This window comes from Candidatus Glassbacteria bacterium (assembly GCA_019456185.1).
Taxonomy (GTDB): Bacteria; Gemmatimonadota; Glassbacteria; order GWA2-58-10; family GWA2-58-10; genus JAJRTS01.
The window spans coordinates 39854-54531 of sequence record VRUH01000001.1 but is presented as its reverse complement, the minus strand read 5'-3'; the positions used below and the strand labels follow the sequence as shown (position 1 = coordinate 54531).

Sequence of the window (14678 nt, the reverse complement as noted above, 5' to 3'; positions counted from 1 at the left end):
GGGGCGATCGCCTGGCCCGGGAGGTGATCGAAACGGCCGGGCACTACCTGGGGCTGGCTCTGGCCAATTTCGCGATGGTGTTCGATCCGGAGGTGATGGTCATCAGCGGCGGACTCGCCCTGGCCGGCCCGGTCCTGTTCGATCACATCCAGAAAGCCTACGACCGCTATATCTACTACACCGACGTGCGCAAGGCGCCGATCGTGCCGGCCAAACTGGGCTTCGAGGCGGCGATGGTTGGCGCGGCGGCGATGGCGATGGTTGAGTTGAACCTGGAACTTAGAGCGCAGGGACGATGACCGAGAACGGCAAACCGGTGTTGGCGCTTGACTTTGACGGGGTGCTGAGCGACAGTCTGCTGGAAGCGTACCTGCTGACCTGGAACCTGGCCGGCCGGGTCGACGCCTCGCTGGAGCGCCAGTTGGACGAGGCTCCCGCTATCGACACGATCTATGAATTCAGAGAAAGCCACCGGGACCACTACAACGCGGTCGAGAGGATTGTCCCGCTCAGCAACCGCTCCGAGGATTACCTGGTGATTCAGAAAGCGGTGGAGGAAGGCCGCTCGTTTTCCACCCAGCAGGAATTCGACTCCTTCAAGCAGTCGGTGGACCGGGAGCTGCAGGACCTGTTCCACGAGGAATTCTATCTCCTGCGCTATGACCTGGCCGAAAACCACCGCGAGCAATGGCTGGCGCTCAACGCCCCCTACCCCGGAATCGAGAGCGCTGTCGAGCGCCTGGCGGAAAACTTCAGGCTGAGCGTGGCCACCTCGAAGGACCGCGAGACAGTGATCGACCTGCTGCGGGCCTGGGGGCTGTTCGACCATTTCACCGAGGACTTCGTGCTGGACAAATGCGCCGGCGCGAGCAAGCGGGCCCACCTGACCGTGCTGCGGGAAAAATTCGGCTGCGAGTTCGGGCGGATGACCTTTATCGACGACAAGGTCAGCCATCTGATCGATTGCAGCGGGCTTGGCGTTAGGCTGCTGCTGGCCGGCTGGGGTTACAACGGGCCCCGGGAGCACGAACTGGCTGCCGGGAAAGGCTTTGAAATCCTGGAATTGCAACAGCTCGGCTCGCTGAGTGCTTAATTTTAGGTGATTGATTAAGGCTTGGCACCAGAATTAGATTGGTGTCATGGACTTAAACACTTTCTATAAGCTGATTAGAAGCGAGCCGCCAGCCCGAAAATATTTGTTGGGATTATGCTGGAAAAACCAACAAAGATTTCGTCCTCGCTGCAGTTTGAGAAAGTACTATTTATTAGCCGATAAACGACGCCGCTGCAAGCGGTGCCAAGATACTTTTCACGATTTCAGCGGCCGCTGGATTAACCAGGGCTCACCGACCTGACAGACAGGTTCGCCGTGGTGCCGGCGTTTGCGCGCAAGACCAAGCTGAAGAGGGAGTTGGAGAAGCAGAAGGGCACCGGGATCGTGCGCTAGACACTCCGGCGATAACGAGGTCTAAGATCAGGGCGGCGTTTTGAGGCACAAATCGCCGCCCTGTTGTTTTCAATTCAACCGGTCGGCGGCGGCTGTCCCGGCCACTCGCGGACTTGCGGAGTTGAACCTCACCAGCCTGAGCCAGATCGAGGGCAGCTTATCCCGCACCATCACCGCCGACTCAGCCGACAGGCTCCTGGCGGTCATCGGTACACGGCGGACATATTCCGCATCCAGCCTGCCCGGTGATCTGCCGTACTTGTATACGTAGCTGAACGCGTTGCCGCCCTCAAGCCGGGCCGCGGGTGTTTCGGGCGAGGTTACCGAGATATAGAATTCATCGGTGCCGGCCACGCAGTCTCCGGCGCTCCCCAGCAGCAGTCCCCTGCGGTTCAACTCGATATAAAGTTCCGTGGCCGTATCCCTGGCCGGGTCGATAAACTCGATCCGCTCGGCCAGCAGCTCCCGGTACGGCCGCACCAGGCTGCCGCCGACTTCCACTTCAAGGTCCCTCAGCCTGGCGAAAGCCTCGTCGAACATCTCCGTGTAGAACGGGAAGTGCGTGCAACCCAGGATAACGCCCTCTATCGGGATGGCCGGGCTGGTGGCGGCGTAGTTTTCCACCAGGGTCAGCACGTGGTAGCGGACATAGTTCTCAACGCTGTTAAGCATCAGCGAACTGTCGCCCACCAATACGAGCCCCTCCCGTTTGAAACCGTAGTAGTCCGCCGGCCGCTCGATCCGGGCGGCGGGATTTTGCCGCGAGGGCCCCTTGTAGAACTCCGGGCCGGCTCCGATATAACTCCTGTCGCCCTCGATAGCTCCGGCCAGTCCCAGGCAGCCCTGCTGCACCACCGGCGGCGGAGCCAGTTCCGCGGCGCGCCAGGTATTCTCCACGGCCCTCACATATCCCTCGCTGGAGCAGGTTCCAACCGTGGCCATCACCGCCACCGCCCCGTCGCCGCCGGTGGCCGCCAGCGCGCCCTTGGCTCCCGCACTGACCACTCCCACCAGGTACACCGGCACTCCCCACTGCTCCAGCGCCGCCCTGACATCATCGTAGCCGTAGGCCGTAGCCGTGTTGCAGGCGATCACGATTGCCTTGACCGGCGGTTTGTCGAAGCTGGGGGATTCAGCCTCCCTTGATTGCCAGTAGCGGCGGCCCAGCAGGAAGAGCGCATCCTTGACCACCAGTTCCCTCAGGAACCCGGTTTTGCCCTCCGCCGGATAATTGCCGTAGGGCATGTTGGCCTGGTCGCCGAGATAGATAAAACGCTCGTGCTCGAAATCAGCGACACCGTCCGGTCCGGCCTCACCGGTGGAATTGTCGAACTCATCCAGCGCGATAAGCGCATCCAGCACGGTCAGCCCGCCCACGCCCGAGTCGAATACGCCGATCGGCAGGCGGGAAAGATCGCCTTCGTAGGCTGCGCGCTCCAGGGCGAACGGACCCTCGGCAGCTTTGCCGGCATATGTTACGATAGCCGGAAGTTCGGCACCCGTCAGGGCATTAAATCCCAGCAAAACCGATAGCACAAAGGCCAGGCAGGCCTTGCAGGGCTGGTATTTATTCATTTCCACCTCATAAATTACGCGGTGCTACAGCTACTGGCTATCCGTGATAAAGAATTCCCGCCTGCGTTTGTAGAGCGCCCGCAGGCTGGCCAGCTCGCCGGGGTTAAGTTCCTCGCGGCGCGGCCTGATCGAAGCCGCGAGTTCCTCCAGTTCACCGCTGTCGGCGGCGCCGGCCAGCAGATCGTAGAACCCGGTCCACAGCCCTTTGCCGAAACTGCCGCAATCGGCCACCGCACCGAACGTGCGGCGGTGAATCGGGCAGGGTCCGAACTCGCGCAGTGCCTTGAAATGGTCGGCGGTGGGGTACCCCTTGTGCCTGGCGAACCCGTAGCCGGGGTAGGTTGTTTCGTACTCGACCATCATCCTGTCCCGGGTGACCTTGGCCACAATCGAGGCCGCGGCGATCGAGAGGCACTTCCTGTCTCCGCCGATCACCGCCTGCTGCGGAACATCCATTTTCAGCACCATTTTCCCATCCACCAGCACCGCCTCCGGCTCCACCTCAAGCTGCCCCACCGCGCGGTACATGGCCAGGATACTGGCGTTATGGATATTAAGCCGGTCGATCTGGTAATGGTCCACCAGCCCGACCCCAACCGCCCGCGCGCATTGATGGATTTGCTCGAACAGCTCCTCGCGACGCCGCTCCGGAATCGATTTGGAGTCGCGGGCACGGGGCAGCTCACAGTCGACCGGGAACACTACCGCGGCCGCCACCACCGGCCCGGCCAGCGGCCCGCGGCCGGCCTCGTCGACTCCGGCGATAAGCTGCATGCCGCGCTCCCGGTATTTGCGTTCTAACCGAAGCATCTCCTCCTGTACCCGCCGCTGCTCAGCCTCCAGCTCGATCCCGCGGCGAATCCGGCCCGCAAGCTCGCGCACCTGGCTCCGGCTGTCGGCATCCATCGACACCAGCAACCCGGGCGGGATATCGCCGTCAAGGGATTCGATCATCGAACGGATAGCCAGTACGCTCAGCTCGGCAAGCTCCATCGGCGGGACTCGCTTCATCGGAATGGTAACGGAATGGTAGGATCCGCAGAAAAAGCTACAACAATAAAAAACGGCTGGCAAGAAATCCCTGCCAGCCGCTTTGCACTGTGATGCATCCCGATACAAATGGATCAGGTGCGGCGCTCCTTGATTCTGGCCGCCTTGCCCTTCAGCTTGCGCAGATAGTAGAGCTTGGCGCGACGGACCTTGCCGCGTCGCACCAGTTTGATACTCTCGATAATCGGTGAATGCAGGGGAAAAATCCGCTCGACACCGACCCCGTTGGAGATCTTACGCACGGTGAAAGTCTCGTTGATTCCCCCGCCGCGACGCTGAAGGACCACACCCTCGAACGTCTGAATCCGTGCCTTGTTACCCTCGCGGACCCAGATCTGCACCCGGACAGTGTCGCCGGAAGAGAACTTCGGGATATCCTCCGCCTTCTTAAGGTACTCTTTCTCGACATCCGCCAACTTATGCATCATTTTCCTCGCTTGCTGGCCGCCTGCTCAGCGGCGGCTGGTTTTACGTTTATCACTACCTATTAATTTTAATCAAACCGGTTTATAATTCAAGTAAATCCGGCCGCTGTTTCCTGGTTGTTTCCCTGGCCTGCTCATCCCGCCATCTCTTTATTTTTTCATGATTTCCGCTTGTCAGTATTTCCGGCACCTGCCAGCCGCGGAATTCGCGGGGCCGCGTGTAATGCGGGGGCCCCAGCAGGCCCTCGCTGAACGAATCCCCCAGCGCCGAATCGAAATCCCCCAGCGCGCCGGGCAGCAGCCTGACAACCGCGTCGACAACCACCGCCGCGGCCGGTTCACCGCCTGAGAGTACATAATCTCCGATCCGCAGTTCCTCGTCGGCCAGATGTTCGGCCACCCGCTGGTCCACGTCCTTGTAATGCCCGCAGATCAGCACCAGGTGCTGCAGCAGGGAAAACCGTTCCGCCCCGCGCTGGTCCAGCGCCGTTCCCCGCGCCGAAAGCAGGACCACCCTGCTTTTATCCGCATCCGGTTTGGGCTCCACAGACTCGCGGCAGTGCTCCACCGCCTCGAAAACCGGTTCGGGGCGAAGCACCATCCCCGCTCCGCCGCCGTACGGGTAGTCGTCAACCGTCCCGTGTTTGTCGACCGCGAACTCCCGCAGGTCGACAACCCGGAATCGCACCAGCCCGTCCCTGCACGCCCTGCCGATGATACTGGTTTCCAGCACCTGGCGGAAATAGTCCGGGAACAGGGTAATTAGATCAATCGCAAGCATCGCTTCACAGTTCTGTCAATTCCCGCGGCACACCGGTTTCGATCACCCCGGCAACGGTGTCCACTCCGCGGACAAATTCGTCAACCAGCGGCAGGTAGAAGCTTTTTCCGGCCGGGCTTTCGATTTCAAGCAGGTCGTGGGCTGGAGTTTCCACTACCGCGACCACCGTACCCAGCAGCCCGTGCCGCTCGTCCCGGACCCGCATCCCGATCAACTGGTGATGGTAGTAGCTGCCTTCCTCCAGCGGCTCGGCCTCAGCAACCGGGATATAGAGTCCCCAGCCGCGCAATTCCTCGGCCCGGTCGCGGTCGGTGCAGGCAACCAGCTTAAGCAGATATCCGTTCTTGAAAGGCCTGCTGCGCTCTACCTCGGCCGGCCGCAGCTGCGCCTCGTCGGGCCCCAGCAACAGCGTGGCGCCGGGCGCAAACCTGAGGTCCGGGTGCTCGGTGAGCGACCTGATCCCCAGTTCCCCCTTGATCCCATGGGGCTTGACCACCTCGGCGACCAGCAGATATCGGTTTTCCCGCTCGGACAGCGCTCACCTCCGGAGCCGGAGCGAATACCGGCCCACGACAGCTACTGATTTCAGCTATCCTGCGCGGTTTCGGCAGACTCGCCGGCGGCAGGCTTGGCGGCGGCTGTCTTTTTGTCCTCGGCCTTGGCCTTGCCGGCCTTCAGCTCGTGCCACTTCTGCAGCAAGCCGTTCTGACGGAGCAGGCTGCTGACCGTGTCGCTGCAGATAGCTCCCTCGCCCAGCCAGTAAAACAGCCGGTCCTCCTTGAATTCCACGGTATGCGGATCGGTAGTGGGCACATAGCGGCCGACAAACTCGATAAAGCGGCCATCGCGCTTCACCCGCGAATCAACCACCGCCAGGCGGTAATGCGGCTGCTTTTTCTTGCCCATCCTGCGCAGCCTGATCTTGACAGACATTCTGTGTTCCTCCGTTGCGTTGACTTGCCCTTACTTACACTGACGCGGCCGCTGATATTGACCGGCAGCCGCAGTAACCAATCATCTTTTCCTTCTTCACATTCGCCGTTCAGTTTCCGAGCGGATTGAATCGGCGCAGGGGAAGTTTGCCAGCGCCGCGTCCACCCGAGAAAATCCCCATCTGCTTCATCATCTTGCGCATCTGGTCAAACTGCTTGAGCAACTGGTTGACATCCTGAATCGTAGTTCCGCTGCCCGATGCGATCCGTTTGCGGCGCGAGGCGTTGAGCGTTTTGGGCCCGGCCCGTTCCCGGGGCGTCATACTCAGCACAATCGCCTCGAGCCGTCTGAATTTTTTCGGGTCGAGATCAGCCGTGCGCAGCATCTTGCTGCTCACCCCCGGCAGCATCCGCAGGATACTCTCCATCGAGCCCAGGCGCTGGAGCTGGCGCATGGTGGTGAGGAAATCCTCCAGGTCCATGTCGCCGCGGCTCATCACTTTCTGCTCGAGCCGCTCGGCCTCCTCGGCGTCCATTTTCTCCTCGGCGCGCTCGACGAGCGAGACGATGTCGCCCATCCGGAGCATCCGGGAGACCATCCGGTCGGGATGGAAGGTTTCGAGGGCCTCGAGGCCCTCGCCCGTACCAACCAGTTTGATCGGTACTTTGGTGACGCCGTAGATCGAGAGGGCCGCACCGCCGCGCGCATCACCGTCGAGCTTGGTCAGCACCAGGCCGGTCAACTCGAGTTCCCGGTGGAACGTCTCGGCGATATTGACCGCTTCCTGCCCGGTCATCGCATCGACCACCAGCAGGATTTCCTGGGGGGCGACCTGCTGTTTAAGCCCGGTCAACTCATCCATCATCCGCCGGTCGATCTGCAGGCGGCCGGCCGTATCGATCAGCACCGTGTCCACCCCGGTGCGGTTGGCCTCGATCAGCGCATCGGCCACGATCCGGGCCACGTTTTTCTCGCCGTCGCCGGGAGTAAAAGTCGGTATGTCGAGCCTGTCTCCCAGGGTCTTGAGCTGTTCGACAGCCGCCGGGCGGTAGATATCCGCGGCTACCATCATCGGGTTGCGCCCGCCGTTTTTCAGCCTGCGGGCCAGCTTGCCGGCCGTGGTGGTTTTGCCCGAGCCCTGCAGGCCGCAGAGCATGACCACTTTCACCCCGTCGCCCTGGAGGTTCAACTCCTGGCTGCTTCCGCCCAGCATTTCCACGAGTTCGTCGTGGACCACCTTGACCATCATCTGGCCCGGACTGACACTCTTGATCACTTTCTGACCCGTAGCTTTTTCACGCACCGAGGCCAGAAAATCCTGGACCAGCTTGTAGTTGACATCGGCCTCGAGCAGGACGCGCCTGATCTCGCGCAGACTCTCGTCCACCGCCTCCTCGTTCAGCACCGCGCGGCCGCCGAGTTTGCGTATTATCCCTTCCAGTTTCTCGCTGAGATCGTCGAACATAATTTCGCTAACCGGTTGCCGGTTTCAATTATCCAGCTGCCACGCACGGCCTTTCACGTGTATCGGCGGAAAGGGAGTAATCTAATGGTACGGACATTAAAAATCAACTGTTTATGAGTAACTTGCGAGTACGTGCGGATCAGGCCCGGCTAGCGGGAACTGGAGACCACCACGTCGACTTCGGTATCCCTGGCCACGGGAGTGCGTTCCAGCGGGTGCTGGTCGATAACCATGCCGGGCGGCAGGTAGCGGTTGATCTGGAAGGCGACCTCTCCGATCGCCAGGCCGGCGTCTGTCAGGATCTTACGCGCTTCCTCCAGGGTCTTATCGATCAGCGACGGCACCCTGATTTTCTGCGTACCCTCGCTGACCACCATCGTGAGCGCCGCTCCCTTGGGAAGCACCGATCCGGGCGGCGGGTCGACTTCCACCACGCGTCCCCGCGCTATCGAGGTGTTGCCGGTGGCATTGACCTGCTCTACGGTCAGGAAGTTATTTTCGATCAGGATTGCCGCCTGACGCTGGGTGAGACCGACCACATGCGGCACGGTTACCATCTCCGGCCCGCGGCTGAGGATCACGTACACACTGCGGCCCTGCTTGACAGTCAGGCCCGCCTCGGGGTCCTGGTCCAGCACCAGTCCGGCTTCTGTCTCAGCGCTGTATGTCTCGCCCTGGACCTCGAGCGCCAGCCCGGCCTCCTGGCAGGCGGCCAGGGCCGCCCCCCCGCTCATACCGGTCAGGACCGGCACCTCGGCCTCGCGGCCCACGCCGGTAAGCTGCGGCAGGATAACCTGATCGAGGATAAAGAGACCGAAGAAGAACGACACCACCGCGGTCAGCACGTAGATCAGAAAACTTTTCAGCTTGTCTCTCACCTCAGGATTCTCCGTTGATGTCAATCTTTTTTTATCCGCCGGTCCGCACCATCCTGGCCGCAAACGCCCCGTCGGTGCCGTGGACATGGGGCTGCATGTCCAGATAACCCCGCGGCCCGACAGTTTCCTCCGGCAGATATTTTCCAGCCGGGTCCAGTTTAAAATCGCCGCTGCCGGCCAGAAATTTTTCCACAACCTGCCTGTTTTCTTCCGGCTCCAGCGAGCACGTACTGTAGAGGAGCGCTCCCCCCGGGGCCACCAGCCCGGCCGAGACCCGCAGGATTTCCAACTGGAGAACTCCCAACAAATCGATATCCTCCCGGTCGATCCGCCAGCGGATTTCGGGCTTGCGACGGATGACGCCGGTTCCAGTGCAGGGTACATCACAGATCACCAGGGAGGCGCTCCGGGGCCTGAGAGCCGGTTTGCGCGCATCGCAGCAGGCCATCATAACCCGGTCAGTCAACCTCAGCCGGTCCAGGTTTTTCAGCATCCGCTCAATCCGGCGCTCGCTGCTGTCACAGGCAACGATCACCGCATCGCCGCACAGACGGGCCAGATGGGTCGCCTTGCCGCCCGGAGCGGCGCAGGCCGCGAGCGCCGGACCACGGACGCCATCACCGGCGGCCAGTCTGCCAACCAGCATCGCCGCCTCGTCCTGCACGTAGAACAGTCCGCTCTCGAAGCCGGCCAGTCCGGCGGGATTGACACCCGGCGTATCTATAACCAGTGCTTCAGGCGAGTATTTCCCGCTGCTCAATTCTATCCCGGCCTCGGCCAGTATTTCGGCCAGTCCGCTTTTCCCGCCCCCGGCCGCGATTTCATCACGCAACACGAGCCGTGCCGGTTTGTTGTTCGCCGCCAGCAGACGCTCGGCCTCCACGGGGCCGAACCGGTCGAGATAGCGGCTGACCATCCAGCCCGGGTGGCTGTGGCGGACCTCGAGGTAAGAGCGGGTGTAGCTGGTGAAATCCGGCAGGACCACGCTGTCCCAGCCCCTGATTGTGCTGCGCAGTACGCCGTTTATCAGCCCGTCAAGTCCGCCGAAGCCCATCGCGCGGGACAATTCCACCGCCTGGCTCACTGCCGCGTGGTCCGGCACCCTGTCCAGAAATCTGTGCTGGAACAGAGCGGTCCGCAGGATATTCAGCACCACGGGCGGCAGCTCAGCCGGATCTCCGCTCTTGAGGAAGCGGGCCAGGTAATAATCCAGCAGGTTCCTGTTGCGCAGGACTCCGTAAACCAGTTGACAGGCCAGTGCCCGGTCCCTGCTGTCGAGCTTGGCCAGCCGCGGGCTGCCGTCCAGCTCGATCTCGCCTTTCTCGGCCAGCAGTTCAACCGCGGCGCGGCGCACATCCTGCCCCTGCCGTCCGGGCATGGTTACCGCTCATTTCCCGGCCAGACGACCCCGGCCGGCAATTTGAGACATTGTTTACCAAACAGTAATATTTACCAACCGTTGCAAATACTAAAAGGATTCCGTAAATTACGACAATGGAAATTTACGGTCAAGGGTGCCGAGGTGCGGCGTATCTGCAAGCTTTAATTTCGGAGTTCCACGCAAGTTTGCAAAGACACTCCGGCAAGAGCTTAACGTGCATGCATTAACTACCGTAACGGCGACATGAAGTTCAGGCAGGCCATTCAGGACAAGATACGATTTATCACTGCGCCCTCAGTCCACTATAAAGTAAGTTGGCTGCGGGCTTATTTTTACCGGCAGACCACGGTCCTTAAACCTCATCTGCTCTACTTTCAGTCCGGGAACAACTGATGGGAACGAAGATTGAAAGAGCAGGCCCGCTGGCAAAGGAATCGGCGGCGACCGGCAACGGCGGGATGAGCGGCACCCTGCTGCTTGCCGAAAACGGCAAATTGAGCCGGGCCGAGAGCGCACTGACTGGACTTGGATTTAAGCTCGTCCGCGCCGAGGCGCTTGCCGAGACTGCAAGCCTTGTGCCCCCGTTCGTGATCGTGGCCGATGAGGAAGGCTGGGCGAGCCTGCTCGAGATCTTTGTCCGCCGGGCCGATACGGCAAGTATCTCCGCGCCGGTGGTGATGATCGGCGACGGGGAGCTGGAAAGTCCTGAACCGGCGAGTTTGAGCTGCCTGCTCACCAATGAGTTCACAGTCAAGCAGGCGCTGGTGGCAATCCGCGAAGCCTGGAGATCGGCCAGCCTCCAGCAGCAGATCACCCAGTTGCAGGAACATCATCTGGAGGGCAGCCGAGAGCTGGAGAAACTGATCGAGATAGGTATCTCGCTTTCGAGCGAACGCAATATCGACCGCCTGCTGGATCAGATCCTGCTGAAGGCCTGCGAGGTGACCACCGCCGACGCCGGCAGCATTTATATCGTCCGGAAAAACGAACAGGGCGAGCGAGTGCTGCATTTTTCGAACACTCTGTCGCATTCGCTGAAGCTGGATTTCAAGGCTTTCACCATACCGATCGGTCCCGACAGTATCGCGGGTTACGTAGCCTTGACCGGCGAGTCGCTTGTACTGAACGACTGCTACAATATCCCCGACCGCTACCAGTTTTCGATCAACAAGACGTTCGACGAGAGCAATAACTACCGCACGATGAGTATGCTGGCCGTGGCGATGTGCAATCAGAAGGACGAGATCACCGGGGTAATCCAGCTGATCAACCGCAAATCCTCGGCGGAGATTGTCCTGTCCAGCCCGAAAGAAGTGGAAAAGAACGTTATCGTATTCAGCGAAAGCAGGCGCAACCTGATCGAGGCCCTGGCCAGCCAGGCCGCGGTGGCGCTGGAAAACTACCAGCTCTACAGGGATATCGAGAACCTGTTCGAGGGTTTTGTCCAGGCCTCGGTGACAGCTATCGAATCCCGAGACCCGACAACCTGCGGTCACAGCGAGCGGGTGGCCACCCTGACCGTGGGTATAGCGGAAAAAATCAACCGGGTAAACACGGGTCCGCTGCGCGAGATGGATTTTAGCGAAACCCAGATCAAGGAAATCCGTTACGCCGCGCTGCTGCATGACTTCGGCAAGGTGGGCGTGAAAGAAAACGTGCTGCTCAAAGCCAAAAAGCTTTATCCAGAACACCTCGAGATGATCAAGCAGCGTTTCGACATCGCCGGCCAGATCTACCGCAAACTGAACGACCGCGACAAGCTTGAAATCGCCCTGGCGAGTGACAGACAGGAATATCTGGACAAGTTCCGGGGGATCGACAGCAGCACGCGAGAGAAACTGGAGCGGCTTGACCGGTACCTGTCACAGGTGATCAACGCCAACGAGCCCAGCGTGCTGGCCATGGACGATTTCGCGATTCTGGAAGAAATAGCAGGGATAGTGATCAACGACCCCGACGACAAGGATTTTTCGCTGCTGGAGGGCCGTGAACAGAGTATCCTTTCAATCCCCAAGGGTACGCTGACAACCGATGAGCGCCTGGAAATCGAGAGCCACGTGACCCACACCTACAATTTCCTGACCAAGATCCCCTGGACCAGTGAATTGAAAAGCATTCCCGAAATCGCTTACGGGCATCACGAGAAACTCGACGGGAGCGGGTATCCGCGGGGAGTGAACGCAAAGCAAATCCAGCCCCAGACCAGGATGATGACTATCAGCGACATCTACGATGCGCTTACCGCCACCGACAGGCCCTACAAGCCGGCTGTCCCGGCGGATAAAGCCCTGGATATTATCGGCGACGAGGTCAACATGGGGAAAGTGGACCCTGAACTGTTCAAGATATTTGTGGATGCCCGCGTATTCGACCTGGTGGACACGGGCAGGAAAAAAAACTGAGCAGCACCTTGAAGCACGACCACGCACCTGCCCTGAGTGCAGCCAGTCATTTATCTGCGGCGCCCGGCCCCGCCCTAGCCTTGGTCCCCTTGCAGTTTCTTCAACAGCCTGGCTTGCTCGCCGATTTTCTTATTGGCCTCTTTCAATTTCAGCAGCGTCTTGCCGTAATTCTGGTTGGTCTGGTCGAGCTTGGAACTGAGAGCGTCCATAATGATGAACAGCTCGATTGACGACTTGCGCGCCATGTGGAGCAGATCGCGTTTGCCGAAGACCAGCAGTTCCGCATCGGTGATGGCGGTGACCGTGGCATGACGGCGGTTGTCGCTGAAAATCGCCATCTCGCCCACCACATCGCGCTCCTCTAGAACGTTGAGGAACACCTTCCGTCCGTTTATCAGCCGGCTGACCTCGAACTTGCCCTTACGGATAATGTATCCGCTCATGCCGACCTCGCCCTCGCGGATCAGCACGTGGCCGGACTTGCATTTCTTGATCTGATAGCGGGTTTCATTAGCGCTCAGCAGTTGTTTAGCCTGGCTCTGGTCCAGATTTCCGCTGGTCCACTTGCGCACCAGCTCGTCGTTCTCTTCCAGCACGCTGGCGGAATATTTCTTGTTCGTATCGCTGAGACGGGCGGCCAGGCTGCGCAGCAGGTTACGCACTCCCGGCGTGAGCGAGCCCAGGTAACCCTCGAAATCGTCCTTGGTCATCACCCGGACTACGGTCGGCTCCACCGCCCGGATCGTGGCCGTGTGCTTGCCGGTTTCGAGATCCAGCAGGCTCATCTCGCCGAAGAACTCGGTCGGGCCCAGCACGGTGATCGGCACGTCCCTGTCGCCCTGCTTCTTCAGCACTTCCACCAGGCCTTTGCTGATCACATAAAAATTGCGGCCGAACTTGCCCTCCTTGACGATCACCTCGCCTTTGTCGAAGGATTTCTCGTGCAGCGGCACATCCGTCTCCTTACTAAGTTGAATACGGCGGGGAACCAGGGAGCCTCTCGGCTGGAGCGTGGTTTTACAGGAAATAGCGCAGCTTGCTCTTGATCTTCTCGAAAGTGCAGGGTTTGACGATGTACGTATTCGCTCCTGTCCGGATTGCCCGGTCCACGAGCGGGTGGCTTTCGAAATCGGTGCAGACAATTACCGTGGCGCTCTCGAACCACTTCTGCTCGCGCAGTCGCCGGACAACTTCAAGACCGTTGACGCCCGGCAGGCGGATATCGATTACCAGCACCTGGGGTCTGTGCTCCTGCGCCTCGGCCAGTGCGTCCTCGCCGTTGGTGGCGATCTCGGTGTGGTAGCCCTCGAGGCTGAAGTTGTAGCTGATTTTCCGGCAGTTGGGCAGGTCGCTGCTGGCCAGTAATATCCTGACCCCCTGCTCCTTCATTTCGATTTTCTCACGGGCGAGTGTCACGTTACGCCGGACGGATTTGTCCGGGTCTTTTTCCAGCAGCCGCAACAGGTCCTTGAACTGCTTCTGTCCGTGTCCGATCTCGCCGATCACCCAGGCGGCGCTGGACCGGACCTCGGGGTCCAGTTCCACCACCATGTCCTCAAGATAGGGCATGATCTCCCGGTGGTTTAACTCCCAGAGGGTTTTGAGAGTCGTGGCCTTGATCCGGTTGTTTTTGTCCTGACGGTATTTGCGCAGGAGGCTGACCACGTTCCGGTCGCCCAGCGTCCCCAGGGATTCGATCACGTTGGCCTTAACCCGCGGGTCGTTATCCGACAGCAGGCGCACCAGCAGGGCTGTTTCCTGCTCACCCATCATCTCCGCAATCAGCTTAACAGCAGTGGCCCGCACGCATTCATCTGAGTCGCGGACAATATCCACCAGCGCGCCGGCCGTGAACTCGCGGTCGTCCCCGATCAGGATATCGTAGACTGTCCGCCGGATCTCAGGGTCGCTGAGCTCCATTGTCCGCAGGGCTCCCAATTGCTTGCTCTGCTGAAGCAGGAATTCCAGCAGTTCATCTTTCTGCTTGAGGCCGAGCAGCTTTTCCTCTTCGTCGTCCCGCAGCGTACGCAGGATAATTTTGACCACTGCATTGCGGGCGAGCCGCCTGAGAAAAGAGCTGCCGCGGTGGCAGAACGGATAAATATTTTCAATCGATTCCAGGCTGCCGATCTGGGCCAGCTCCTTGAGCGGACGGACCCTGTCGCAGTCGGTAAGGTTGGCCAGCGAGCGGGCCAGTTTAAGCGCCTCGTCCTCGATGCTCCCGCTGGTGGAGAATACGTCGTCGAGGAACTCGCTGTCCCATTCGCGATCCGCGGGCACAAAACTGTCGGGTGGCTGCCGTTTGTCGCTCATCTCGCCTCACATCCCCCCACACATCCTG

15 protein-coding genes and 1 pseudogene (2 of these 16 running past the window's edge) are annotated in these 14678 nt (G+C 60.3%); 5 read left to right on the top strand and 11 right to left on the bottom strand.

Annotated elements, in window-relative coordinates; all coding sequences use genetic code 11:
• On the top strand, positions 1–27 hold the 3' portion of the coding sequence (locus FVQ81_00265) for an ROK family protein (GenBank protein ID MBW7995008.1). 654 nt of this gene lie to the left of the window's left edge; only the last 27 of its 681 coding nucleotides appear in the window; its start codon lies beyond the left edge, outside the window; the stop codon is at positions 25–27.
• Positions 1–299 (top strand): annotated as a pseudogene (locus FVQ81_00260) (ROK family protein); it begins 304 nt to the left of the window's first position. The gene FVQ81_00265 and the pseudogene FVQ81_00260 overlap by 331 nt, the downstream one beginning before the upstream one ends.
• The gene (locus tag FVQ81_00255) at positions 296–1093 is read left to right on the top strand and encodes an HAD hydrolase-like protein (GenBank protein ID MBW7995007.1); all 798 of its coding nucleotides are present in this window, start codon (positions 296–298) and stop codon (positions 1091–1093) included. The pseudogene FVQ81_00260 and the gene FVQ81_00255 overlap by 4 nt, the downstream one beginning before the upstream one ends.
• 46 nt (positions 1094–1139) lie before the next feature.
• On the top strand, positions 1140–1355 hold the full coding sequence (locus tag FVQ81_00250) for a hypothetical protein (protein MBW7995006.1): 216 nt from the start codon (positions 1140–1142) through the stop codon (positions 1353–1355).
• Positions 1356–1516: 161 nt separating this feature from the next.
• Here FVQ81_00250 and FVQ81_00245 read toward each other — a convergent pair whose 3' ends face one another.
• The 9 genes from FVQ81_00245 to rsmB all read right to left on the bottom strand — a co-directional run bounded on the left by FVQ81_00245 (position 1517) and on the right by rsmB (position 9932).
• Positions 1517–3022, bottom strand: a complete 1506-nt coding sequence (locus tag FVQ81_00245) for a hypothetical protein (protein ID MBW7995005.1) — start codon at positions 3020–3022, stop codon at positions 1517–1519.
• Positions 3023–3052: 30 nt separating this feature from the next.
• A complete protein-coding gene (locus tag FVQ81_00240) occupies positions 3053–4033 on the bottom strand; it encodes a ribonuclease HII (GenBank protein ID MBW7995004.1) in 981 nt (326 codons plus the stop codon).
• 113 nt (positions 4034–4146) lie between these two features.
• Positions 4147–4500 (bottom strand): 50S ribosomal protein L19, encoded by a 354-nt coding sequence (locus FVQ81_00235; protein ID MBW7995003.1) that lies wholly within the window; start codon positions 4498–4500, stop codon positions 4147–4149.
• A 79-nt stretch (positions 4501–4579) separates the two neighbouring features.
• Positions 4580–5278: a tRNA (guanosine(37)-N1)-methyltransferase TrmD gene (gene trmD, locus FVQ81_00230; GenBank protein MBW7995002.1), complete on the bottom strand. Its 699-nt coding sequence runs from the start codon at positions 5276–5278 to the stop codon at positions 4580–4582.
• 4 nt (positions 5279–5282) lie between these two features.
• Positions 5283–5813, bottom strand: a complete 531-nt coding sequence (gene rimM / locus FVQ81_00225; protein ID MBW7995001.1) for a 16S rRNA processing protein RimM — start codon at positions 5811–5813, stop codon at positions 5283–5285.
• Between the two features lie 50 nt (positions 5814–5863).
• Positions 5864–6211, bottom strand: a complete 348-nt coding sequence (gene rpsP, locus FVQ81_00220) for a 30S ribosomal protein S16 (protein MBW7995000.1) — start codon at positions 6209–6211, stop codon at positions 5864–5866.
• A gap of 109 nt (positions 6212–6320) precedes the next feature.
• Positions 6321–7676, bottom strand: a complete 1356-nt coding sequence (locus tag FVQ81_00215; GenBank protein MBW7994999.1) for a signal recognition particle protein — start codon at positions 7674–7676, stop codon at positions 6321–6323.
• A 149-nt stretch (positions 7677–7825) separates the two neighbouring features.
• Positions 7826–8641: a PASTA domain-containing protein gene (locus FVQ81_00210; GenBank protein ID MBW7994998.1), complete on the bottom strand. Its 816-nt coding sequence runs from the start codon at positions 8639–8641 to the stop codon at positions 7826–7828.
• Positions 8586–9932 carry a 16S rRNA (cytosine(967)-C(5))-methyltransferase RsmB gene (rsmB, locus tag FVQ81_00205; protein MBW7994997.1) on the bottom strand — a complete coding sequence of 449 codons (1347 nt, stop codon included), beginning with the start codon at positions 9930–9932 and terminating at the stop codon, positions 8586–8588. The genes FVQ81_00210 and rsmB overlap by 56 nt, the downstream gene beginning before the upstream one ends.
• 395 nt (positions 9933–10327) lie before the next feature.
• Here rsmB and FVQ81_00200 point away from each other — a divergent pair, with 395 nt between their 5' ends.
• Positions 10328–12337, top strand: a complete 2010-nt coding sequence (locus FVQ81_00200; protein ID MBW7994996.1) for a GAF domain-containing protein — start codon at positions 10328–10330, stop codon at positions 12335–12337.
• 74 nt (positions 12338–12411) lie between these two features.
• Here FVQ81_00200 and FVQ81_00195 read toward each other — a convergent pair whose 3' ends face one another.
• Complete coding sequence (locus FVQ81_00195; protein ID MBW7994995.1) at positions 12412–13479, bottom strand: cyclic nucleotide-binding domain-containing protein; 1068 nt, start codon at positions 13477–13479, stop codon at positions 12412–12414.
• Complete coding sequence (locus FVQ81_00190) at positions 13355–14650, bottom strand: response regulator (GenBank protein MBW7994994.1); 1296 nt, start codon at positions 14648–14650, stop codon at positions 13355–13357. The genes FVQ81_00195 and FVQ81_00190 overlap by 125 nt, the downstream gene beginning before the upstream one ends.
• Positions 14651–14678: the final 28 nt, after the last annotated feature.

Coding starts and splice junctions, on each gene's coding strand:
- FVQ81_00190 (MBW7994994.1), bottom strand. CDS start 14,650: ATGAGCGACAAACGGCAGCCACCCGACAGTTTTGTGCCCGCGGATCGC.
- FVQ81_00200 (MBW7994996.1), top strand. CDS start 10,328: ATGGGAACGAAGATTGAAAGAGCAGGCCCGCTGGCAAAGGAATCGGCG.
- FVQ81_00240 (MBW7995004.1), bottom strand. CDS start 4,033: ATGAAGCGAGTCCCGCCGATGGAGCTTGCCGAGCTGAGCGTACTGGCT.
- FVQ81_00235 (MBW7995003.1), bottom strand. CDS start 4,500: ATGATGCATAAGTTGGCGGATGTCGAGAAAGAGTACCTTAAGAAGGCG.
- rsmB (MBW7994997.1), bottom strand. CDS start 9,932: ATGCCCGGACGGCAGGGGCAGGATGTGCGCCGCGCCGCGGTTGAACTG.
- rpsP (MBW7995000.1), bottom strand. CDS start 6,211: ATGTCTGTCAAGATCAGGCTGCGCAGGATGGGCAAGAAAAAGCAGCCG.
- FVQ81_00250 (MBW7995006.1), top strand. CDS start 1,140: ATGGACTTAAACACTTTCTATAAGCTGATTAGAAGCGAGCCGCCAGCC.
- FVQ81_00255 (MBW7995007.1), top strand. CDS start 296: ATGACCGAGAACGGCAAACCGGTGTTGGCGCTTGACTTTGACGGGGTG.
- FVQ81_00245 (MBW7995005.1), bottom strand. CDS start 3,022: ATGAATAAATACCAGCCCTGCAAGGCCTGCCTGGCCTTTGTGCTATCG.
- FVQ81_00215 (MBW7994999.1), bottom strand. CDS start 7,676: ATGTTCGACGATCTCAGCGAGAAACTGGAAGGGATAATACGCAAACTC.
- trmD (MBW7995002.1), bottom strand. CDS start 5,278: ATGCTTGCGATTGATCTAATTACCCTGTTCCCGGACTATTTCCGCCAG.
- FVQ81_00210 (MBW7994998.1), bottom strand. CDS start 8,641: ATGTCCACGGCACCGACGGGGCGTTTGCGGCCAGGATGGTGCGGACCG.